This window comes from Nocardioides sp. LML1-1-1.1, from assembly GCF_040676175.1.
Lineage (GTDB): Bacteria > Actinomycetota > Actinomycetes > Propionibacteriales > Nocardioidaceae > Nocardioides.
The window spans coordinates 14,209-35,709 of sequence record NZ_JBEGHK010000001.1 but is presented as its reverse complement, the minus strand read 5'-3'; the positions used below and the strand labels follow the sequence as shown (position 1 = coordinate 35,709).

The 21,501-nt window shown below is 72.0% G+C and carries 20 protein-coding genes; 9 read left to right on the top strand and 11 right to left on the bottom strand.

From position 1 onward, the window contains the following. The first annotated feature begins 14 nt into the window (after positions 1-14). Genes MRBLML1_RS00165 through MRBLML1_RS00155 form a run of 3 tightly spaced genes read left to right on the top strand, consistent with a single transcriptional unit; the run spans position 15 to position 2,410 of the window. A complete protein-coding gene (locus MRBLML1_RS00165) occupies positions 15-389 on the top strand; it encodes a hypothetical protein (RefSeq protein ID WP_364509770.1) in 375 nt (124 codons plus the stop codon). Between the two features lie 45 nt (positions 390-434). Then, positions 435-1,316, top strand: coding sequence for a DUF1295 domain-containing protein (locus MRBLML1_RS00160; RefSeq protein ID WP_364509768.1), 882 nt, complete (start codon positions 435-437; stop codon positions 1,314-1,316). Beyond that, a complete protein-coding gene (locus tag MRBLML1_RS00155; protein WP_364509766.1) occupies positions 1,313-2,410 on the top strand; it encodes an FAD-dependent oxidoreductase in 1,098 nt (365 codons plus the stop codon). The genes MRBLML1_RS00160 and MRBLML1_RS00155 overlap by 4 nt, the downstream gene beginning before the upstream one ends. A gap of 60 nt (positions 2,411-2,470) precedes the next feature. Here the strand turns inward: MRBLML1_RS00155 and MRBLML1_RS00150 are convergent, their stop codons facing one another. Beyond that, entirely contained in the window at positions 2,471-2,614 is a 144-nt protein-coding gene (locus tag MRBLML1_RS00150; RefSeq protein WP_364509764.1) for a GPGG-motif small membrane protein, read from the bottom strand. Positions 2,615-2,687: 73 nt separating this feature from the next. Beyond that, entirely contained in the window at positions 2,688-3,863 is a 1,176-nt protein-coding gene (locus MRBLML1_RS00145; protein WP_364509762.1) for an ROK family transcriptional regulator, read from the bottom strand. A gap of 177 nt (positions 3,864-4,040) precedes the next feature. Here MRBLML1_RS00145 and MRBLML1_RS00140 point away from each other — a divergent pair, with 177 nt between their 5' ends. From MRBLML1_RS00140 to MRBLML1_RS00125, 4 genes are all read left to right on the top strand, one after another. Beyond that, entirely contained in the window at positions 4,041-5,246 is a 1,206-nt protein-coding gene (locus MRBLML1_RS00140) for a sugar ABC transporter substrate-binding protein (RefSeq protein ID WP_364509760.1), read from the top strand. 82 nt (positions 5,247-5,328) lie between these two features. Further along, positions 5,329-6,108: an ATP-binding cassette domain-containing protein gene (locus MRBLML1_RS00135; RefSeq protein ID WP_364509758.1), complete on the top strand. Its 780-nt coding sequence runs from the start codon at positions 5,329-5,331 to the stop codon at positions 6,106-6,108. A 9-nt stretch (positions 6,109-6,117) separates the two neighbouring features. After that, complete coding sequence (locus MRBLML1_RS00130) at positions 6,118-7,527, top strand: sugar ABC transporter permease (RefSeq protein ID WP_364509756.1); 1,410 nt, start codon at positions 6,118-6,120, stop codon at positions 7,525-7,527. Between the two features lie 111 nt (positions 7,528-7,638). Further along, positions 7,639-8,877, top strand: a complete 1,239-nt coding sequence (locus MRBLML1_RS00125) for an endonuclease/exonuclease/phosphatase family protein (RefSeq protein ID WP_364509754.1) — start codon at positions 7,639-7,641, stop codon at positions 8,875-8,877. 63 nt (positions 8,878-8,940) lie between these two features. Here the strand turns inward: MRBLML1_RS00125 and MRBLML1_RS00120 are convergent, their stop codons facing one another. After that, on the bottom strand, positions 8,941-9,396 hold the full coding sequence (locus MRBLML1_RS00120) for a DUF5709 domain-containing protein (protein WP_364509753.1): 456 nt from the start codon (positions 9,394-9,396) through the stop codon (positions 8,941-8,943). Between the two features lie 43 nt (positions 9,397-9,439). On the opposite strand from MRBLML1_RS00120, the gene MRBLML1_RS00115 reads away from it, so the two are divergent. Beyond that, positions 9,440-10,066: a DUF4126 domain-containing protein gene (locus tag MRBLML1_RS00115; RefSeq protein WP_364509751.1), complete on the top strand. Its 627-nt coding sequence runs from the start codon at positions 9,440-9,442 to the stop codon at positions 10,064-10,066. Here the strand turns inward: MRBLML1_RS00115 and MRBLML1_RS00110 are convergent. The 5 genes from MRBLML1_RS00110 to MRBLML1_RS00090 form a co-directional block, all read right to left on the bottom strand. Next, positions 10,042-12,588, bottom strand: a complete 2,547-nt coding sequence (locus MRBLML1_RS00110; protein WP_364509749.1) for a bifunctional FO biosynthesis protein CofGH — start codon at positions 12,586-12,588, stop codon at positions 10,042-10,044. The genes MRBLML1_RS00115 and MRBLML1_RS00110 overlap by 25 nt on opposite strands. Before the next feature lie 53 nt (positions 12,589-12,641). Further along, the gene (locus tag MRBLML1_RS00105) at positions 12,642-13,946 is read right to left on the bottom strand and encodes a hypothetical protein (RefSeq protein ID WP_364509747.1); all 1,305 of its coding nucleotides are present in this window, start codon (positions 13,944-13,946) and stop codon (positions 12,642-12,644) included. Positions 13,947-14,005: 59 nt separating this feature from the next. Next, the gene (locus tag MRBLML1_RS00100; protein ID WP_364509745.1) at positions 14,006-16,138 is read right to left on the bottom strand and encodes an MMPL family transporter; all 2,133 of its coding nucleotides are present in this window, start codon (positions 16,136-16,138) and stop codon (positions 14,006-14,008) included. Between the two features lie 177 nt (positions 16,139-16,315). Then, positions 16,316-17,464: an acyl-CoA dehydrogenase family protein gene (locus tag MRBLML1_RS00095; protein ID WP_364509743.1), complete on the bottom strand. Its 1,149-nt coding sequence runs from the start codon at positions 17,462-17,464 to the stop codon at positions 16,316-16,318. Continuing rightward, positions 17,464-18,501, bottom strand: a complete 1,038-nt coding sequence (locus MRBLML1_RS00090) for an LLM class F420-dependent oxidoreductase (RefSeq protein WP_364509741.1) — start codon at positions 18,499-18,501, stop codon at positions 17,464-17,466. The genes MRBLML1_RS00095 and MRBLML1_RS00090 overlap by 1 nt, the downstream gene beginning before the upstream one ends. A gap of 154 nt (positions 18,502-18,655) precedes the next feature. On the opposite strand from MRBLML1_RS00090, the gene npdG reads away from it, so the two are divergent. Continuing rightward, on the top strand, positions 18,656-19,354 hold the full coding sequence (gene npdG / locus MRBLML1_RS00085) for an NADPH-dependent F420 reductase (protein WP_364509739.1): 699 nt from the start codon (positions 18,656-18,658) through the stop codon (positions 19,352-19,354). Positions 19,355-19,450: 96 nt separating this feature from the next. Here npdG and MRBLML1_RS00080 read toward each other — a convergent pair whose 3' ends face one another. The 3 genes from MRBLML1_RS00080 to MRBLML1_RS00070 are packed head-to-tail and all read right to left on the bottom strand — an operon-like array spanning position 19,451 to position 21,455. Next, positions 19,451-19,999: a YbaK/EbsC family protein gene (locus MRBLML1_RS00080; protein WP_364509737.1), complete on the bottom strand. Its 549-nt coding sequence runs from the start codon at positions 19,997-19,999 to the stop codon at positions 19,451-19,453. Further along, positions 19,990-20,283, bottom strand: coding sequence for a hypothetical protein (locus MRBLML1_RS00075; protein ID WP_364509735.1), 294 nt, complete (start codon positions 20,281-20,283; stop codon positions 19,990-19,992). The genes MRBLML1_RS00080 and MRBLML1_RS00075 overlap by 10 nt, the downstream gene beginning before the upstream one ends. Further along, positions 20,280-21,455, bottom strand: coding sequence for a PspC domain-containing protein (locus tag MRBLML1_RS00070; RefSeq protein WP_364509733.1), 1,176 nt, complete (start codon positions 21,453-21,455; stop codon positions 20,280-20,282). Before MRBLML1_RS00070 ends, MRBLML1_RS00075 begins: the two co-directional genes overlap by 4 nt. Positions 21,456-21,501 lie beyond the last annotated feature (46 nt).

Sequence of the window (21,501 nt, the reverse complement as noted above, 5' to 3'; positions counted from 1 at the left end):
GGACGGGAGGCGCCATGGGTGGCGCAGGTCTGCCGTGGTTGGTCATCGTCGTGGTGGTCGGGGTGCTCGCGCTCGCCGGCGTGCTGGTGTTCGCGCCCTGGCTCCGCGGCCGTCAGGAGCGCGCGGACGTGCTCGTCGAGCGCCGGGGCACGGGCGACGTGCTCGCCTACGACGTGCCGCCGGGCCAGGACCCGGTGGCCGTCCTCACCGCGCTGAGCGAGGCGGGGCTCACCGCGGAGCCGGACTCCGGGACCACGTCCCAGCGACTGCTCATCGACGCACGGACCGTGGAGGCACGGGAGCAGGCGCGGGAGGCGATCGCCGACGCGCCGCTGAACACGCAGGGTGACCCGGCTCCCGGGCACACGGTGGTGTTCGCGGACGAGTAGCCGAGAAGGTCCGCAAAGTAGAACACGTTCCAGTACGCTCCCGGGATGAGCAAGACCGCGTCGCTGGCCCGGGTCGGCCTGGTGTACCTGATCGCGTTCGGTGCCGCCACGGCCTACCTCCTCGTGGGCCCCGACACCGACCACCTCTGGCTCGACGGGCTGGTCGCCGACCTGGTCGCGACCGTCGTCGTGTTCGTCGGCAGCCGCACCCTGGGGAACTCCAGCTGCTACGACCCCTACTGGAGCGTGCTGCCGCCGTTCCTGGTGGTGTTCTGGTTCCTCGCGGCGCGCGACCTCGCCGGCATCGACGACGGACGCTCGGTGCTGCTCCTCGTGGTGGTGCTCGTCTGGGCGGTGCGGCTCACCGGCAACTGGCTGCACGACTGGCCCGGCCTGCATCACGAGGACTTCCGCTACGCCCCGCTGCGCGAGAACGCCGGCCGCTTCGGCATCGTCGCCGACTTCGTCGCGATCCACCTGGTGCCGACCCTCATCGTGTTCCTCGGCCTGGTCCCGGCGTACGCCGTGCTGGCCCGGCCCGGCGAGCCGCTCGGCTGGCTCGACGTGGTGGCGACGGTGGTGGGCATCGGCGCCCCCGTCCTGCAGTACGTCGCCGATGCGCAGATGCGGGCCTTCATCAAGGTGCGCCAGCCCGGCCAGGCCATGGAGCAGGGGCTGTGGTCGTGGTCGCGGCACCCGAACTACTTCGGCGAGGTCGCGTTCTGGTGGTCGCTCGCGCTGTTCGGCATCGCCGGAGCGCCCGAGGACTGGTGGTGGCTCGTCGTCGGCGGCGTCGCGATGACGGCGATGTTCCAGGGCGCCAGCATCCCGATGATGGAGAAGCGCAGCCTGGAGCGGCGGCCGACGTACCAGGACGTCATCGACCGGGTGCCCCGGCTCGTCCCGCGCCCGCCGCGCCGGTCGTGACCCGGCCCCGCGTCGTCGTCGCGGGTCTCGGCGACAGCGGCCTGCTGACCGCGATCCACCTGGCCCGGGCCGACGTCGACGTCGTCGGCGTCTCCAGCAAGCCCGGCCTGGTCAGCGGCCAGGAGCTCGGCCTGCGGCTGGCCCGGCCGGTGGACTGGGCACGCGACTACCGGATCGGCTTCGACCGCTTCCGCCGGCTCGACGGCGCCGAGGTGGTGCACGCCGAGCTGACCGGCCTGGACCTCGCCGAGCGCACCGTCCTCGCCGGCCGCCCGATCACCTACGACGTCCTGGTGATCGCGACCGGCGTCAGCAACGGCTTCTGGCGCCGCCCGGCGTTCCAGACCGACGCCGACGTCTCGGCCGCGCTCGCGAGCGACCACGCGCGGCTCGCGGCGGCGGACTCCGTGCTGGTCGTGGGCGGCGGCGCCGCGGCCGTCAGCACCGCGCTGCAGGTCGCGACCCGGTGGCCCGAGCGCGCGGTGAGCCTGGCGTTCCCGGGTGAGCGGGCGCTGCCGCGGCACCACCCGCGGGTGTGGTCGGTGGCCCGCCGGCGGCTGCTGCGCGCGGGCGTGGAGCTGCTGCCCGGCCACCGCGCCGACCTCGCGCCCGGCTTCGCCGCCGACGCGATCGGCACCGGACCGGTCGCCTGGTCGACCGGCCAGCCCCCGACGCCCGCGGACGCCGTGGTGTGGGCGATCGGCCGGGTGCGGCCGAACACCGGGTGGTTGCCCCCGGAGGTCCTCGACGAGGACGGCTTCGTCGCGGTCGGCCCGACGCTGGAGGTGCCCGGTGCGCCCGGCGTCTTCGCGATCGGGGACGTCGCCGCGACCGACCCGCTGCGCACCTCCGCGCGCAACCGGGCCGACGGGCTGCTCGCCCGCAACGTGGTGGCACACCTCGCGGGGCAGCCGTTGGCGTCGTACCGGGGGCGGGAGACGCGGTGGGGATCGGTGCTCGGCCCGGAGGCCGACGGGCTGCGCGTGTTCGCGCCGTCCGGCCACCCGTTCCGCTTCCCGGCCTGGTCGGTGCGCCGGGTGCTGCAGCCGTGGATCGTGCGCCGCGGGATCTACCGCGGCGTGCGCCGGAGCTGAAGAAGCACGACGCGGCGTGCCCCTGCGCGAGGGGCACGCCGCGAAGTCTTGCGGTGCGCGTCAGGTGAAGAGACTGACGCCGCCCGGGCCCACCAGCAGCCCGACGACGATGAGGACGATGCCCCACAGGAGCTCGCCGCGGACAAGGCTCACGATGCCCGACACCACGAGGATGACGGCCAGGATCCACAAGATGAGTGACATTGTTCCCTCCAGATTCGTTCGCGGGCCTTCCGGCCCGCAACGTCAATACCCCCGGACGACGAGGGCAGACGGGTCAGGCGGGAGCGCGCAGGTCGGTGCCGTCGGAGGCCAGCAGCACCGCGCCCACCAGGCTGGCCCGCTCGCCGAACTCGCTGGCGCGCAGCGGCGTGCTCGTGGCCGAGTCCAGCGCGTGCCGTCGGAGGCCCACCCGGGCGGGCTCCAGGAGGTGGTCGCCGGCCTTGGCCAGCTCGCCGCCGATGATCACGATCTCGGGGTTGATCAGGTTGACGATCGTGGCGATCGCCCAGCCCAGGTGCAGCCCCGCGTCCTCCAGGGCGCGGCGCGCGGCGCCGTTGCCGCCCTCGGCCGCCTCGACGACGTCGTCGAAGCCGGCGCCGGGCAGCTGGTCGGCGAGCATCTCGGTGACGACCGTGGTCGAGCTGTAGGCCTCCAGGCAGCCCCGGCTCCCGCACCGGCACAACGGGCCCTGGTCGTCGAGGGTCAGGTGGCCGATCTCGCCGGCGGTGCCGTGGGCGCCGTGGAAGACCCGGTCGTCGAGGATCAGCCCGGCGCCGACGCCGGAGGAGACCTTGACGAAGACCGCGTGCCGGGCCCCGCGGGCCACGCCCGCCCGGTGCTCGGCGAGGGCGCCCAGGTTGGCGTCGTTCTCGACCAGCGCGGGCACGCCGAAGACGCTGCTCGCCAGCGAACGGGCGTCGACGTCGTCCCACCCGGGGAAGATCGCCGGCGTGCCGATGGTGTCGTGGATGACCGGCGCCGGCAGGCCCAGCCCGATGGTGCGCACCTCGCTCAGGTCGGGGTGCAGGTGCTCGGCGATCTCGCGGGCCCGGCGCAGCGCGTCGAGCGGCGGCAGCGGCGAGCGCACCGCGTGCCGCTCCTCGGTGATCACGTTGCCGGTCAGGTCACCGACCGCGACCGAGAGGTGGGAGTGGCCGAAGTCGACGCCGAGCACCACGCCCACGCTGCCGGAGAGCCGGACCGAGGAGCCGCGCCGGCCCGCGCCGGCCTTGGCCTCGACCAGGCCGCGCGCCGACAGGTCGCGCACGATGTTGGACACGGTGGCGCGGGCCAGCCCGGTCGCCCGGGCGATGTCGGCCTGGGTGTGCGGGACGTGCCCGTCCTGGCCGTCGCCGTCGCCCGGCTGGCGCAGCACGTCGAGGACCCGTTGCTCGTTGGCCCAGCGCAGGGGGCCGGCGGACCGGGCCGGCTGTGCGTCGGGGTCGCTCATGGGGAGCACCCTGCCCGTCGTACCGCGGAATGGTCAAGTGCCATCCATTAATCGCTGTCAGAAGCGAGATCGAGCGATTTTGTGTTCAAGTCTTGACCATTAACCTGTGAGCCACGACACTCGGAGTCGCAACGATGCACGCGTCCGGGAGCTCCTGACGCCTCGCCGAGGAGGAACATGTCCATCCACATTCGCCGTCCCGTGATCTCGCTGGTCGCGGCCCTGACGGCCGCCGCCAGCCTCGCCGCGTGCGGTGGCAACGACGACAGCAACGACGGCGGCTCGGGCTCCGCCAAGGTGACCGCCGCCTGCAAGCTGGACAACCCGCCGAAGAGCGGAGCGGCCGCCCCCACCGACCTCGACCTGGGCAAGGCCTCCGGCAAGGTCGGCGTGATCCTTCCGGACACGACCTCCTCCACCCGCTACGAGCTCTACGACAAGCCGCTGCTGGCCAAGGCCCTCAAGGACGCCGGTGTCCAGGCCGACATCCAGAACGCCCAGGGCTCGGTGCAGAAGTTCGCCTCGATCGCCCAGAACATGATCGGCGACGGCGTCGACGTGCTCATCATCGACTCGATCGACGCGGCGTCGGGCGCCAGCGTGGAGAAGCAGGCCGCGGCCGCCGGCATCAAGGTCATCGACTACGACCGGGTCAACCTCGGCGGCTCGGCGCCCTACTACGTCTCCTTCGACAACGAGGACGTCGGCAAGCTGCAGGCGCAGACGATGCTGGACTGCCTGGAGCAGCAGGACGTCAGCAACCCGAAGGTCATCATCATGAACGGCGGCACGGACGTCGACAACAACGCCGTGCTCTTCTCCAAGGGCGCGCACACCGTGCTCGACCCGCTGAAGAAGGACGGCAAGGTCGACGTCGTCGGCGAGCAGACCGTCCTCGGCTGGAAGAACGAGAACGCGCCGCAGCCCTTCGCGCAGACCCTGACCTCCGCCGACGGCGTGGTCGAGGGCGTGGTCGCGGCCAACGACGGCATCGCCAACGCGATCATCGGTGGCCCGCTCACCGACAACGGCCTCGCCGGCCACGTCGTGATCACCGGCCAGGACGCCTCGGTCGAGGGCCTGCAGAACGTGATCACCGGCAAGCAGAGCATGACGATCTTCAAGGACGTCAAGCTCGAGGCCCAGGCCGCCGCGCAGCTCGCGATCGCGCTCATCCAGGGCAAGGACCCGGCCTCGGTCGGCCTGACGCTGTCGGACTTCTCCGACCCGAAGGACCCCAACCACAAGATCCAGGCGCTGCTGCTGCCCGCGCAGGTGATCACCCAGGCCAACGTGAAGGACGTCGTGGACGCCGGCGCGCTGACCCAGGAAGAGCTCTGCAAGGGCATCGAGGACGCCTGCGCCGAGCTCGGCCTGTCCTGATCCACCCCCTGGCGGTGGCCGGCTCGTCCGGCCACCGCCAGCGGGCTGCCCACCGCTGCCCGTCGAACCGAAACGGAAACCCGTGACCTCACCGATCCTGCAGATCAGCAAGCTGAACAAGAGCTTCGGCCCGGTGCACGTCCTGCGCGACGTGGATCTGTCCGTCTACCCCGGCGAGGTCACCGCGCTCGTCGGCGACAACGGCGCCGGCAAGTCGACGCTGGTGAAGTGCATCGCCGGCATCCACGGCATCGACTCGGGCGAGGTCTCCTTCGAGGGCGTCCCGGTCACCCTCGACGACCCGCGGGTCGCCACCGGTCTCGGCATCGAGTTCGTCTACCAGGACCTCGCGCTGGCCGACAACCTCGACATCACCCAGAACATGTTCCTCGGCCGCGAGATCCGCCGCTTCGGCACCTTCCTCGCCGACGGCGAGATGGAGAAGAAGGCCCGCGAGACGCTGGAGGGCCTCTCCGTGCGGACGGTCTCCTCGGTGCGCCAGAAGGTCGCCAGCCTCTCCGGCGGCCAGCGGCAGACCGTCGCGATCGCCAAGGCCGTGCTGTGGAACAGCAAGGTCGTCGTCCTCGACGAGCCGACCGCCGCGCTCGGCGTCGCCCAGACCCGCCAGGTGCTCGACCTGGTCCGCCGCCTCGCCGACCAGGGCCGCGGCGTCGTGCTCATCTCGCACAACATGAACGACGTCATGGAGGTCGCCGACCGCGTGGTCGCGCTCTACCTCGGGCAGGTCGCCGCCGAGGTCAAGACCAGCGAGAGCAGCACCACCCAGATCGTCGAGCTGATCACCGCCGGCCGCAGCGGCGACATCGGGCTCACGCCGGCCGTCGCCAACCAGAGCATCTGAGGAGCCGAGATGACCTCGCCCACCACCGAGCCCCTGGCCAACCAGCGCGGCGGCTTCTCCCTCGACGTCGAGGAGCGCTCGATCGGCAACGCCTTCCGCGACTGGATCGGCCGCCTGCGCGCCGGCGACCCCGGTGCGCTGCCGAGCGTGCTCGGGCTCGTCGTCCTGACGCTGATCTTCATGCAGGTCAGCGACAAGTTCCTCGGCCGCTACAACATCGGCAACCTGCCCGGCCAGGGCGCCTACATCGCCGTCATCGCGATGGGCCTGGTGTTCGTGCTGCTGCTCGGCGAGATCGACCTCTCCGCCGGTACGGCGGGTGGTGCCGCCGCCGGCATCGCCGCCGTCGGCATCTTCCACGGCCAGCTGCACGGCCAGCTCCCCGGCTTCATGTACTGGTCGCTGGTGGTCGGCCTCGCCGTCGCGGTCGCGCTCGCCGCCTGGCTGAAGGCCTGGACCGGGGCGGTGGTCGTCGCGATCGGCTTCGTGCTGGTCGTCACCAACCTGACCCAGCACCTGGTCCCCGGCCTGATCGCCGCGGTCTGCATCGGTGCCGCGGTCGGCACGCTGAACGGTTTCCTGGTCGCGAAGGTCGGCATCCCGAGCTTCGTCGTCACCCTCGCGCTGTTCCTGGCCTGGCAGGGCGTGGTGCAGTTCGCGCTCCAGGGCCAGCCGATCAACGTCTCCGAGTTCGACCTGTGGCACGACCTGACCTACGGCACGCTGAGCGTGACCTGGAGCTGGGTCTTCGTGATCGTGGTGATCGCCGGCTACGTCGCCTACAGCGTCCTCGAGTCGCTGCGGGCCAAGCGGGCCGGGCTCGCCCGCGACTCGCTCAGCCTGGTGCTGCTGCGCGGCGGCGCGCTCGCGCTCGCGGGCGTCGTCATCACCGCGCTCGCCAGCGGCAACCGCAGCCTCAACCCCTACCGCGCGATCGAGGGCATCCCGGTCGCGGCCGTCGTCGTGATCACGCTGATGATCGCCTGCACCCTGCTGCTGTCGAAGACCACCTGGGGCCGCCACCTCTACGCCACCGGCGGCAACGAGGAGGCGGCCCGCCGGGCCGGCATCGACGTCGTGCACATGAAGGTCACCGCGTTCATCCTGTGCTCGGCGTTCGGCGCCTTCGGCGTGATCATGCTGGTGTCCTTCCAGTCCTCGGCCTCGCTCGACCTCGGTGGCGGCAACACGCTGCTGTTCTCGGTGGCCGCGGCGGTGATCGGCGGTACGTCGCTCTTCGGTGGTCGCGGCAAGCCCCGGGACGCCGTGATCGGTGCGCTCGTCATCGTGATCATCCCGAACGGCCTGCTGCTCCGGCCGAGCCTCGACCCGCAGTGGCAGCAGGTCGCGACGGGCGTCGTGCTGCTCCTCGCGGCGGCGGTGGACGCGATCTCGCGGCGGCGGGCCCGGACCCGCTGACGCGTCGCGCCGACGGCGTTCACCGAGTCTTCACCGCCGCACGGGGTGCATGGTGTCGGACCCGGCGCCTAGGGTCGGTCGGGTCCCGCACCCCTGCTCGGAGGAACGCTCGTGCGACGTCTGCTGACCATCCTGCTCACCCTGGCCGTCCTGGCCCCGCTCGGCGCGCTGCTGGCGCCGGCCGAGGCGCACCCACCGGGCGGGGGTCACGGGCCCGGTGGGCACGGCCACCGGGAGCCGGTCCGGTTCGCGACCTTCAACGCCTCGCTCAACCGAGGTGCCGAGGGCGAGCTGGTGGCCGACCTGTCGACCCCGGACGACCCCCAGGCGAGCAACGTCGCCGAGACGATCCAGCGGGTCGACCCGGACGTCGTGCTGGTCAACGAGTTCGACCACGCCCCGGACGCTGTCGACCTCTTCCGTCGCAACTACCTCGAGGTCGCTCACCACGGGGCCGCCCCGGTGCGCTACCCGTACGCCTTCGTCGCGCCGGTCAACACCGGCGTGCCCAGCGGCTTCGACCTCAACAACGACGGCAAGGTCGCCGGCGGCGACGACGCCTTCGGCTTCGGGCTCTTCCCGGGCCAGTACGGCCTGGTCGTCTACTCGAAGTACCCCATCGACACCCGCGCGGCGCGCACCTTCCGGACCTTCCGCTGGAAGGACATGCCCGGCGCGCTGCTGCCCGACGACCCGGCCACCGCCGCGCCCCGTGACTGGTACTCACCCGCCGAGCAGGAGGTCCTCCGGCTCTCCTCCAAGTCGCACTGGGACCTGCCGATCCGGCTGCCGGGGCGCACCGTCCACTTCCTCGTCTCGCACCCCACGCCGCCCACCTTCGACGGGCCCGAGGACCGCAACGGCACCCGCAACCACGACGAGATCCGGTTCTGGGCCGACTACGTCGCCGGCCCGGCCCGCAGCCGCTACATCTACGACGACGCCGGTCACCGCGGCGGCCTGCGCCCCGGGGCGTCCTTCGTGATCGCGGGCGACCTGAACGCCGACCCCCTCGACGGCGACTCCGTCGAGCACGCCGCCCGCCAGCTGCTCGACCACCCGCGGATCGACAGCCGCTTCCCACCGTCCTCCGCCGGCGCCCCGGAGGCGGCCGTGCTGCAGGGCGGCGCCAACCTGACCCAGACCGGCGACCCCCGCCTCGACACCGCCGACTTCGCCGACGGCGCGCCGGGCAACCTCCGGGTCGACTACGTCCTGCCCTCGCGGCGTCTGCGACCCGTCGGCGGCGGCGTCTTCTGGCCGGCTGCCGGCGACCCGCTCTCCCGGCTGACCGGCGTCTTCCCGTTCCCGACCTCCGACCACCGGATGGTCTGGCTGGACGTGCGCTGACGCAGGCGGGCGGGCGCGCGTGGTCCCACGCGCGCCCGCCCGGCCCCGGACGTCAGCGGCGGCTCAGTCGGCTCCCGTCCCGTCCTCCGGCACCACGTGCATGGCGGCCTCCTCGGCGCTGGCCCCCGCGCCGTCGATCCCGACGTCCTCGGCGACGAGGCTCTTCTCGGTGTCCTCGCCGAGGCCCTCGTCGGGTGCGAGCAGGCGTCCGGCGCGCTCCTCGCCGACGTCGACGCCCTCCTCCTCGGCCTCGTGCGGGAGCCCGTCCTCGTCGAGCGTCTCGGTCGCGGGGTCGGGCTCGGGCACCTCCTCGGCGAGCCGGTCGTCGAGCGGGCGGGCGTGGGCCTGCTCCCAGGGCGTGGTGCCGTACTTCTGCGCGGGGGAGTACTTCTCGGGCGGTGAGAAGCCGCGGTCCAGCTCGTCCTCGACGTCGTCGCCGACCAGGGTGTCCTCCGGCTGGAGCTGGTCCTCGTCGTCGACGCTGTAGCCCTCGTAGGTCTCGGGATCGTTGTTCGTCATGCGCCTGCGGTACCCGAAGGTCCGCTCGTCCTACGCTGTCGTCGTGGAGTCACTCGCACTCGCCTTCTCCTCGGGCTGGGCCAGCGGGATCAACAGCTATCTCGTGGTCCTCGTCCTCGGCGTGGCCGACCGGGTCGGCACGGTCGCCTCGATCCCGGACGTGCTGGGCCGGTGGGAGGTGCTCGCGGTGGCGGCGCTGCTCTACGCGTTCGAGTTCGTCGCCGACAAGATCCCCTACGTCGACTCCGCCTGGGACGTCGTGTCCACCGCGATCCGCCCGGTGGTGGGCGGGGTCGTGGGGGTGCTGATCGCCGGCGACTCCACCTCGCTCGATGGGCTGGTGGGCGGGGTCGTCGGCGGCGGCAGCGCGCTCGCGTCGCACTCGGTGAAGACCGGCACCCGGATGGCGGTCAACACCGTGCCGGAGCCGTTCACCAACATCGGGATCAGCCTCGGCGAGGACGTCACCGTGCTCGCGGTCGTCTGGTTCGCCGTCGAGCACCCGGTGGCGGCAGCCGTGGTCGCGCTGGTCCTGCTGGTGGCGGGGTTGGTGCTGCTGTGGCTCGCCTGGCGGCTCGTACGGCGCGGCTGGGCCCGCCTGCAGGCGTGGCGCACCCGTCGTACCGGACCTGCGGTGGGGCCGGGTCAGTCGCGCACGGGCACGCCGTAGAGCGTCGTCCGCTCGCGCACCGGCCGGTCGATGCCCGCGCCGATCTCGACCAGCTCGGCGACGGTCTTGGCCGAGCCGTGCTCGGAGCCGGCCATCCGGGAGATGGTCTCCTCCATCAGCGTGCCGCCGAGGTCGTTGGCGCCGGCGCTCAGCATCGCGCGGGTGCCCTCGACGCCGAGCTTGACCCAGCTGGTCTGGATGTTCGAGATCCGGCCGTGCAGCAGGATCCGGGCCATCGCGTGCACGGCGAGGTTGTCGCGCAGGCTGGGCCCGGGGCGGGCGACACCGGCGAGGTAGATCGGCGCGCTGGTGTGCACGAACGGCAGCGGCACGAACTCGGTGAACCCGGTGCCGCCGTTCTCCAGCGCCTGGTCCTGGATGCCCTTAAGGACGTTCAGGTGGCCGACCCAGTGCCGGGGGTTGTCGACGTGGCCGTACATCATCGTGCTCGTCGTCGGCAGCCCGATCCGGTGCGCGGTGGAGACGATCTCGACCCAGGTGCGGGTCGGCAGCTTGCCCTTGGTGAGCACCCAGCGGACCTCGTCGTCGAGGATCTCCGCCGCCGTGCCGGGCAGCGAGCCGAGGCCGGCCTCGCGCGCCTTGATGAGGAAGTCCTCGATGGACAGCCCGGTGCGGGCGGTGCCGTTGACGACCTCCATCGGCGAGAAGGCGTGCACGTGCATGCCGGGGACCCGCGTCTTCACGGCCGCGGCGATGTCGAAGTACGCCGACGCCGGCAGCTCCGGGTCGATCCCGCCCTGCATGCAGACCTCGGTCGCGCCCAGGTCCCAGGCCTCCTGGGCCCGGTCGGCGACCTCGTCGTAGGACAGCGAGTAGGCGTCGGCGTCGGTCTTGCGCTGCGCGAAGGCACAGAACCGGCAGCCGACGTAGCAGACGTTGGTGAAGTTGATGTTCCGGTTGACGACGTAGGTGACGTCGTCGCCGACGGTCTCGCGGCGCAGGTCGTCGGCCAGCCGTACGACGGAGCGCAGCAGGTCGCCCTCGGCCGTCATCAGCGTCAGCGCGTGCTCGTCGGAGAGGTTGCCCGGGTCCGCCTCGGCCGCGCGCAGGGCGTCCCCGCCCTCGGCGTGCAGCACGGCGGGGGCACCGGTGCGGGCGGCCGCCTCGCCGACAGCGTCCCAGTCGCCGTAGACCGACGCGAAGTCGCTGCGCCGGTCCTCGGTGCGCCCCTCGGTGTCGACGGCGGCGAACAGGTCGGTGCGCCCGGCGGACTCCAGGACGACGTCCGGCTCCTGCCAGGGCAGGCCGGTCGGGCGGACCTCGGGGATGGCGAGGCCGTCGGGCCCGGCGAGGGCGGCGACGTGGGCGTGCAGCCGCGGGTCGATCCAGGCCTGGCCGTCGCGGAGCGCGCCGACGACGTACTCGGGGTGCACGGTGAGCCGCGCGGTCAGCGTGAAGCCGCAGGTGGCGGTGATCGAGCGCAGCCGCTCCAACGAGGGCCACGGGCGCTCGGGGTTGACGTGGTCGGGGGTGAGCGGGGAGACGCCGCCCCAGTCGTCGACGCCGGCGTCGAGCAGCGCCCGGCACTCGGCGAGGTCGACCAGGTTGGGCGGCGCCTGGATCCGGGCCTTGGGCCCGAGGACCAGCCGGGTGACGGCGATGGCGGCGCGGTAGTCGGCCAGGTCGAGGTCGTCGACGTGGCGCATCGCGGTGTCCGGCTTGGCCCGGAAGTTCTGGACGATGACCTCCTGCACCGCGCCGTAGGCCCGGGCGTTGGCGCGCAGCGCGAAGATCGTCTCGGCGCGCTCGGTCAGCGTCTCGCCGATGCCGACGAGCAGCCCGGTGGTGAACGGGATGCCGTGCCGCCCGGCGTCCTCCAGCACCCGCAGCCGGACCGCGGGGTCCTTGTCGGGGGAGCCGAAGTGGGCGAGGCCCTTGGTCTCGAAGAGCCGGCGCGAGGTGGTCTCCAGCATCATCCCCATCGAGGGGGAGACCGGCTTGAGCCGGTTGAGCTCCTCCCACGACATGACCCCGGGGTTGAGGTGGGGCAGCAGCCCGGTCTCCTCCAGCACCCGGATCGCCATCGCCCGGATGTAGGCGAGCGTCGAGTCGTAGCCCTGCTCGTCGAGCCATGCCTGCGCCTCGGGCCAGCGCTCCTCGGGCCGGTCGCCGAGGGTGAACAGCGCCTCCAGGCAGCCGAGCTCGGCGCCCTGGCGGGCGATGTCGAGGATCTCGTCGGGGGAGAGGTACGGCGCGCGGCCCTCCCGCGCGGCCTGGGCCGGCGTCTCGACGAAGGTGCAGTAGTGGCAGCGGTCGCGACACAGCTTGGTGATCGGGATGAAGACCTTGGGGGAGTAGGTCACCACGCCGGGCCGGCCGGCCGCCGTCAGCCCGGCGTCGCGGACCTTCGCGGCGGCCGCGGTCAGCCGGTCGAGATCGTCCCCGGTGGCGGCGAGGAGGGCCTCGGCCTCCGCCACGTCGAGGGCCGCTCCGCGCTCGGCGCGCGCGAGCGCCCGGCGGATCTGCTGGGGGTTCGGGCCATCGGTCATAACGATGCTCATGGTACCGGGCCTTCCTGAAAACTAGAACACGTTCCAGTCATCGTCGGACGCCGTCAGTTGGGCAGCTTGACCTTCAGGTTGCCGACCCGCGCGACGAAGTTCCCGCGGTAGGAGCCGGGGAAGCTCCACGTGGTCACCGTCCCGCGTCCGCCGGGCAGCGCCGACACCGTGTCGGTGCAGCTGCCGCTGACCGCGAGGCAGCTGCCGCCGTTGCTGCTGTACCTCGCGGTCACCGGCGCGAAGTCCTTGAAGCCTTCGTACTGCAGCTTGAAGGCGTAGCAGCCCGGCTCGGCCGTGCAACGGCTCACCTTCGTCCAGTAGACCCGCTTCGGCTTCGAGGTCCCGCAGAACTCCTTCTCCGAGGTCGCCGTCGAGCCCCACGGGTACGACGTCTCGGCCTGCGCCTCGACGCAGCCCCGGGCGCCGCCCTCCTCGGTGTCGACGTCGGTCGTCGTACCGCTCAGCGGGGACCAGCTGCCCTCGCCGCCGGTCTTGATGACGACCTGGCCGCCCTCGGAGGCGGCCTGGGTGAAGGTGAAGGTCACCGCGCGGTAGGCGGGCGTGGCCGTGGCCTGCGGAGCCGGGGGCGTCTTGACGTAGCACTCGTCGAGCTTCTTCACGGCCTTGTCGCGGTCCTCCTCGGCGGCGTCCTCGCCGTCGGAGAGCTTCAGCCCGTCCTGGGCGAAGTAGGCGGCCATCGTGGAGCTGCCGATGTCGTCGAGGCAGTCGGTGTCCTCCAGCTTCCACTCCTTGCCGACCTGGTCGGCCCAGTCGTCGGTGCAGTCGAGCAGCTTGTCGTAGAACGCGGTGGCGTCCTCGCGCTGCCACTCACCGGAGTAGGACCAGTCCTCGCCGCTGCCGCTGACCAGGCCCCGCTCCTCCAGGCCGCCCGAGCGGTGCTCGCCGACCAGGTCGTCGACCGCGCACTCGACGTCGCCGTCGCTGGCCCAGTCCGGCTTCTCCACGCCGTCGGAGATCGCCGCCGCGGCCGCCTTGTCGCTGGCGCTGAGCGGGCCGAAGCCCAGGCGCCCGGTGAAGTAGAGGAAGCCGCCGACGCCCAGGCCGATCACCAGGGCCAGCGCGAGCACGCCGGCGATGACCAGGCCCACGCGGCTCTTGCGGGGCGGGGGAGGAGGACCGCCCCAGCCGCCGGGGCCGGGGAAGCCGGGCGGCGGGCCGCCGTACGGCGGTGCGGGCGGGCCCTGGGGCGGGCCCTGGGGCGGAGCACCCCACTGCTGGGGCGGCAGCGCGGTCGGCGGCTGCGCCGGCGGCGGTCCCGCGGGCGGCGGCGCGCTCGGCCGTCCGCCGGGGTTGGTCGGCTGGTCGGCCGGCCAGATCGGCCCGTTCCCGTCGCTCATGTCGTCCCCTTGCTCCCACGGACCGCCCGTACGGCCCGTGGGAGCATCGTAGGCAAACCTCAGACGCCTGCCGGGACCTTGTCCTGCTCCGTGGCCGGTGGCTCGACGACCGGGGCACCGGCGTCGAGCTTGCTCGGCCACCAGATCCTGCCCCCGAGGTCGAGGTTGAGCGCGGTCACCAGCACCGAGCGGACGATGATCGTGTCGAGCAGGACGCCGAGCGCGACCGTCGTGCCGAGCTGCAGGGTGAAGGTCATCGGCATCGTGCCCAGCATCGCGAAGGTCGCCGCCAGCACCAGCCCTGCCGAGGTGATCACGCCACCGGTCGAGGAGAGCGCGATGAGCGAGCCCTTGCGGGTGCCGTGGAGAGCGGCCTCCTCCCGCACCCGGGTCATCAGGAAGATGTTGTAGTCGATGCCCAGGGCGACGAGGAACACGAAGGCGAACAGGGGGAAGCCCGGATCGGTGTGCTCGCGTCCGTAGAGGAAGTCGAACACCAGCCCGGAGATGCCCAGCGCCGCCCCGAAGGACAGGATCACCGTCCCGATCAGCAGCACCGGCGACACGAGCGAGCGCAGCAGCCCGATCAGGATCAGCAGCACCGCACCCAGCACGATCGGGATGATCACCTTGTTGTCGCGCGAGGAGGCGTCCATGACGTCGACGCTCACCGCGGACATGCCGGTGGTCAGCGCATCGGCACCCGGTACGGCGTGCACGGCTCGGCGCACGTCGTGGACCGCGTCGAAGGCGGTGTCGGAGTAGGGATCGCTGGTCAGCTCGGCCACGATCAGCGCGATGCCGTCCTTCTCCGCGACCTGCACCGGCGCGGCGATCCCCTCCACCCTCGACATCGCCTCGATCACGGCGGGCGCCTCGTCGGCGTTCGCGACGACCTGGACCGGCGTGCTGGCGTCGACCAGGCCGTGCTCGACGAGGATCTTCTGGCCGGTGACGGAGTCCTGCGTGGTGGTGTACTGCTCGTCGCTGGGGATGCCGCTGGTGTCGAGGCGCAGGAAGCCCAGGCACACGACGGCGAGCGCGGCCGCCGTACCGACCCAGACGATGCGAGGCCGCGGGGCGATGCCCCTGCCGACCTTGGCCCACAGGCCCGAGGCGGTCGGCTCCTCGCTGCCGAAGCGCGGCACGAACGGCCAGAACACCCACCGGCCGCAGATGACGAGCAGGGCGGGGAGCAGGGTCACCATCACCACGAAGGTGACCGCGACGCCGACGGCGTTGGCCGGGCCCATGCCCGCGGTGGAGTTGAGGTCGGCGAACATCAGGCAGAGCAGGCCGACGACCACGGTGGCGGCGCTGGCGAGGATGGCCGGCGCGGCCCGGTGCAGGGCGAAGGCCATCGCCTCGTGCCGGTCCTCGTGCCGCCGGAGCTCCTCGCGGTAGCGCGCCACGAGCAGCAGGGCGTAGTCGGTGCCGGCCCCGATCACCAGCACGGTGAGGATGAACTGGGTCTGGCCGTTGACGGTGAGGCTGGTGTTCTTGGCCAGGAAGTAGAGCAGGCCCATGGAGGCGCCGAGCCCGACGACCGCGCTGATGATCGGCAGCAGCCACAGGATCGGGCTGCGGTAGGTCACCAGCAGGATCAGGATCACCACCAGCAGGGTGATCCCGAGCAGCTTGCCGTCACCGGAGGAGAAGACGGTGGCCGCGTCGGCGCTCTGGCCGCCGGCCCCGGCGAGGTAGGAGTCGACGCCGTCGATCTTGATGATCTTGTCGATCTCCGGCTTGAGGTCAGGCAGCTCCTCCCACAGCTTGTCGCCGTAGTTGACGGTGAACTCGAGCTTGGCGACCTGCCCGTCCTCGGAGACGAAGGGCACCGGGGAGCCGGCCGTCTTCGCCTGCGCGGGGGAGAGCACCTTGCTGACCCCGTCGAGCTTCGCGATCTCGGTCGCGTCCTCCTCGATGGCGGAGAGGTCGGCGGCGGTCAGGCCGGAGGAGCGGTGGTAGACGACGGTCGTGCCGACGTCGTAGGGGTCCTGGAACGCCTCGAGCTTCTCGAAGGCCTTCGTGGACTCCGCGCTGTCGGGGAGCCAGGACTCGGTCTCGTTGTTCTGGACGTCGACCAGCTTGCCCGCGAAGGAGGCGAGGCCGCCCGCGATCAGGACGACCGCGACGAGGACGATCCACTTGGTGACGGGGCCGGTCAGCTTGCCGGCGATCTGACGGTGCATGGCGGGAACTCTTCTCCTGGGGGGCCGACGCGGGCATCGGGACTTCTCCCGATCCGACCCTGAGATCGCCCCTGAGTCATCGCCCGGCGGGAACTTTTTGCCTTTCCCGCACCCACCAGACACCGCAGCACCCCGGGACGTGACGTCCCGGGGTGCTGCGGTGGTGGACGAGGAGGATCAGAGGCCGAGGAACCGGCCGATGATCTCCTTCTGGATCTCGGTCGTGCCGCCGTAGATCGTCTGGATCCGGGTGTCGGCGTACGCCTTGGCGATCGGGTACTCCAGCATGTAGCCGTAGCCGCCGTGCAGCTGCAGGCCCTGGTCGACGATCTTCTTCTGCAGCTCGGTCGTCCACCACTTCGCCATCGAGGCGAGCGCGGTGTCGACGTCGCCGGCGTTGAGCCGCTCGATGCAGTGGTTGACGAAGACCCGCGCGATGTAGGCCTCGGTGGCCATCTCCGCGATCTCGAAGCGGGTGTTCTGGAACTTGCCGATCGGCTTGCCGAAGGCCTCGCGGGTCTTGGCGTAGTCGAGGGTCAGGTCCAGCACGTGCTCGATCGCGGCGACGGCGATGGTGGCGATGGAGATCCGCTCCTGGGGCAGGTTCTGCATCAGGTAGATGAAGCCCTGGCCCTCCTCGCCGAGCAGGTTCTCCTTCGGCACGACCACGTTGTCGAAGCTCAGCTCGGCGGTGTCCTGTGCCTTGAGCCCGAGCTTCTCCAGGTTGCGGCCGCGGGTGAAGCCCTCCATGCCGCGCTCCACCACGAGCAGGCTGATGCCGTGGGCGCCCGCCTCGGGGTTGGTGCGCGCGACGACGATCACCAGGTCGGACAGGATGCCGTTGCTGATGAACGTCTTCGAGCCGTTGAGGACGTAGTGGTCGCCCTTGTCGACGGCCGTGGTCCGGATGCCCTGCAGGTCCGAGCCCGCGCCCGGCTCGGTCATCGCGATGGCGGTGATGATGTCGCCGGAGACCGTGCCCGGGAGCCAGCGCTGCTTCTGCTCCTCGTTCCCGATCGCGATCAGGTACGGCACGATGATGTCGGTGTGGACGGCGAAGCCGGGGCCGCTCGCGCCGGCCCGAGCGGTCTCCTCGGCCACGATCGCGTTGTAGCGGAAGTCCTTGATGCCCGGCCCGTCGTACTCCTCGGGGACCTCGAAGGACAGCAGGCCGGCCGCACCGGCCTTGCGCCAGACCTCGCGGTCGACGACGCCGTCCTTCTCCCACTGGTCGTGGTAGGGCATGACCTCGCGCTCCATGAAGGCGCGCACGGTCGTGCGGAAGTCCTCGTGCTCGGTCTCGTAGATGCTGGGACGCTCGGGCATCAGCTCACCCACTCCTTGATCTGTGCGATGGTGCCGGCCGGGTCGTCGGACGCCGGCGCGACGGAAAGGTTGGTCACGCCGGACTCCTTGAAGGCGGCGATCCGCTCCTGGACGTACGACGCCGGGCCGACCAGGTTGCCGGCCTCCAGCCACTCGAGCGGGACCAGCGCCTCGGCCTCCTTCTTCTTGCCGGAGAGGTAGAGGTCCTGGATCTCCTTGGCCTCCTTCTCGAAGCCGTACTCGCAGGCCAGCTGGTTGTAGAAGTTCTTGTCGCGCGCGCCCATCCCGCCGACGTACAGGGCGTAGAGGGGGCGCATGAAGTCGAGCAGGGCCTTGGTCTCGGGGCCCTCGCCGATGGCGACCATGCCGCCCGCGGAGATCTCCAGCGGCTTCAGGTCGGCCGAGCGCTTCGCGGCGCCCCGGGCGAGCGCCTCGCCCCAGACCTCCTGGGCCTTCTCCGGGTAGTAGAGGAAGGGCAGCCAGCCGTCGGCGACCTCGGCGGTCATGGCGACGTTCTTGTCGCCGAGCGCGGCGACCCAGATCGGCAGGTCCGCGCGCTCGGGCTTGTTGAGCAGCTTCAGCGGCTTGCCGAGGCCGAGGCCCTGGCCCTCGGGGAGCGGGACCTGGATGGTCTTGCCCTGGAAGTCCAGGCGCTCGCCGCGCAGGCCCGCGCGGAGCACCTCGATGACCTCGCGGGTGCGGGTCAGCGGGCGGTCGTAGGGCAGGCCGTGGAAGCCCTCGATGACCTGCGGGCCGGACGCGCCGAGGCCGAGCACGGCACGGCCGCCGGAGACGTTGTCGAGCCCGGCGGCGGTCTGCAGCAGGGCACCGGGGGTGCGCGAGTAGACGTTGAGGATGCCGGCGCCGATCTCGACCGTCTCGGTCTTGGCGGCCAGGTAGCCCATCAGCGTGGGCGCATCGAAGCCGTAGGGCTCCGCCACCCAGATCGTGTCGAGGCCGGCCTTCTCCAGTGCGACGACCTGGTCGGCCGACTCGCGCGGGTTGCCCGCGTAGACGAGGGGCATCGAGAGCTTCATGGAGTTCCCTTCCGGCCGGTGGCCGCGATCGACGTGAGTGGACGGGTCCGGGCCCGCCAGCACAACTGTGACAGTAATACTGTCACAATGTCCATGGTCTCCCTGGTCGAGACCTCCGCCCGGCCCGCCGGGCGTGGCCGTGATAGGAGGAAGCGTGACTACTGAGACCACCACCCGCTACACCGTCGCCGTCATCGGCGGCACCGGCCCCCAGGGCAAGGGCCTGGGCTACCGGTTCGCCCGGCACGGGCACGACGTCGTGCTCGGCTCCCGTGCCGCCGAGAAGGCCGAGAGCGTCGCGGCCGAGGTGACCGAGCGCCTCGCCGGCGTCGACGGCGCCGGCAGCGCGCGCGGCGCCGCCAACGGCGACGCGATCGCCGCCGCCGACGTCGTCCTCCTCGCCGTCCCCTACGACGGCCACGACGACCTCGTCGCCTCCCTCGCCGGTGCGCTCGCCGGCAAGACCGTCGTCTCCTGCGTCAACCCGCTGGCCTTCGACAAGCGCGGCGCGCACGGCCAGGTCATCGACGGCGGCGAGGGCTCCGCCGCGGAGTCCGCCGCGCGGCTGGCCCCCGAGGCGACCGTCGTCGGCGCCTTCCACAACGTCTCCGCCGTGGGCCTGTGGGGCGAGGACGCGTTCCTCGACGAGGACGTGATCGTCGTCGGCGACACCGCCGAGGGCAAGCAGGTCGCGATCGACCTCGCCGCGTCCGTGACCGGCCGGCCCGGCATCGACGGCGGCAAGCTCCGCCTGGCGCGGGTGCTCGAGCCGTTCACCGCCGTACTGATCTCGATCAACCGGAAGTACAAGGCGCACTCGGGCATCCGGGTGACCGGGCTCGGCGAGCACTGATCCCCTTGTAACTAAGTGTTCAGACCTCTACCAGGGTGCTGTGACCAGTCACAGCACCCTGGTAGAGGTCTGAACACTTAGTTACATGTTCCGGCGCTAGCCCGCCAGGCCCTCCACGACCTCGGCGCCGGGCAGCCGCACCAGCAGGCTGCCCGGCGCGAGCAGCTTCGAGCGGCGCAGCCCGGAGCCGATCACCGCGACCTCGATGTCCGCGACGCGGGCGTCGACCAGCAGCCGCCAGCCGGCGGGGAGGCCCACCGGGGTGATGCCGCCGTACTCCATGGCCGACTCGGCGACCGCGCGGTCCAGCGGCAGGAACGACGGCTTGCGCACGTCGAGCAGTCGCTTGACCGTGTGGTTGACGTCGGCCCGGGTGTCGGCACGGACCAGGCAGGCCGCGACCCGCTCCTGGCCCTCGCGCTTGCCGGCGACCAGCACGCAGTTGGCGCCGGCCTCCATCGGTACGTCGTAGGCCGCGCTCATCGCCGCGGTGTCCGCGAGCTCCGGGTCGATCTCCACGACCGCGACGCCCTCGGCCACCGGCCACGCAGCCAGGGCGGCCGCGACGGGCGGGGCGAGGAGCTCGGGGTGCTCCCGCGCGGGGAGCGAGGTCAGGCCGGCCAGGTGAGGGAGTGCTACTGCCACCCGTGCATCGTGCCCGACGACCCCTGATCGGCGGCGCCCCGGTGCCGCAGCGCGGTGGCGAGCAGGCCCGCGGCGCCGGCGGCCAGCCAGGGGAGGCCGAGGATCCAGCCGGCGTCGCGCAGGTGGACGGTCTCGCTGCGGACCAGGCCCCACACGACCACCAGGCCGACGAAGGCGACGCCCATCACCAGGTGGCCGACGTTGACCGGGTGGGTGCCCCCGGGGCGTTCGGTAGTGGTCTCCTCGCGGGGGCGCTCGGTGAGGTCGTGCTCGGAGGTGCTCATGCTGCTTCCTTCTTGGTCATGACCTCGATCTGGCCGAGGAACATGTCCGCGTCGATGCCGAGGGTGGGCTCGTCGGGCTTGTCGGGGTCGCCGTGGGAGGCCTTCGTGGAGGTGTCGGACTTGTCGCCGAACAGGACGACCTCGCCGACCTCGAGGGAGGCGTCCACGTCGACGCGCAGGCCCTCGTCGGGGACGATCACGCGGATGTGGCCGACGTTCAGGTCGACGTCGACCGTGCGGCCGTCCAGCTTCGCCAGCTCGGCGGCGTCCATCTTCGTCAGGTCGAGGACGATCTCGCCGACACCCAGGTCGTAGCCGTCCTGCAGGGCCGCCGCCGTCCGCGGCGTCGGCGTCTCCTGCCCGGCGGTCACGTCGTCGAGGGCGGTCGTCGCGGCCGTGGCGACGGCGGCGAGCAGGCCGATCAGGATGAGCCCCCCGGCCCGGCCGTAGAACGCGCCGACCAGGAGCATCACGCCCACCACGCCCAGCACGGTCGCGGGGTACGCCGAGGGGGTGACGTCCACGCCCGCCAGCTGCAGGGTCCCGACCACGCCCAGGCCGAGCGCGGCGAGGCCGAAGGTGAAGGGGAACAGGAGCGGACCGCGCTTGCGGGGGTCGCGCACCCGCGGCGGCGGCACCGGTCCCGGCCGATAGCTGGAGTACGTCGGTGCGCCGGCCCCCGGCGGAGGCGGCGGCGGGGGCGTGGCGGTGCCGAGTCCCGCCGCGCGGTTCTCCTTGGCCTGCTTGCCGCCGAAGACGACGAGCAGCACCAGGCCGACCAGCATGAGCGGCCACGGGAAGTCGAGGCCGCCGAAGGAGTCGCCCACGACGGACGCGACCGCGATGACGCCCGCGATGAGCAGGGCGATGGTGCGCACCGACTCCTCGGTGCGGATCACGGTGTCCTCGGTGTCCTCCTCGGGCACGAGGACCCAGGCGACGCCGTAGAGCAGGATGCCGCCGCCACCGAAGAAGGTGAGGATCGCGAAGGCGACCCGCACCAGCAGCGGGTCCACGTCGAAGTGGCGGGCGATGCCACCGGCGACACCGGAGATCTTGCGCTCGGTGCGGCTGCGGCGCAGCCGGCCGAGGTCCTTGATCTCGTCGCGGGTCACCCGGGGGCCGTCGTGGCCCGCCTCGGGCCCGGTCTCGGTGTCGTGCGGTGAACTCATGCCTCAAGCCTGCTGTCGGTCGGCGTCCTGCACCATCGGGGGAAGC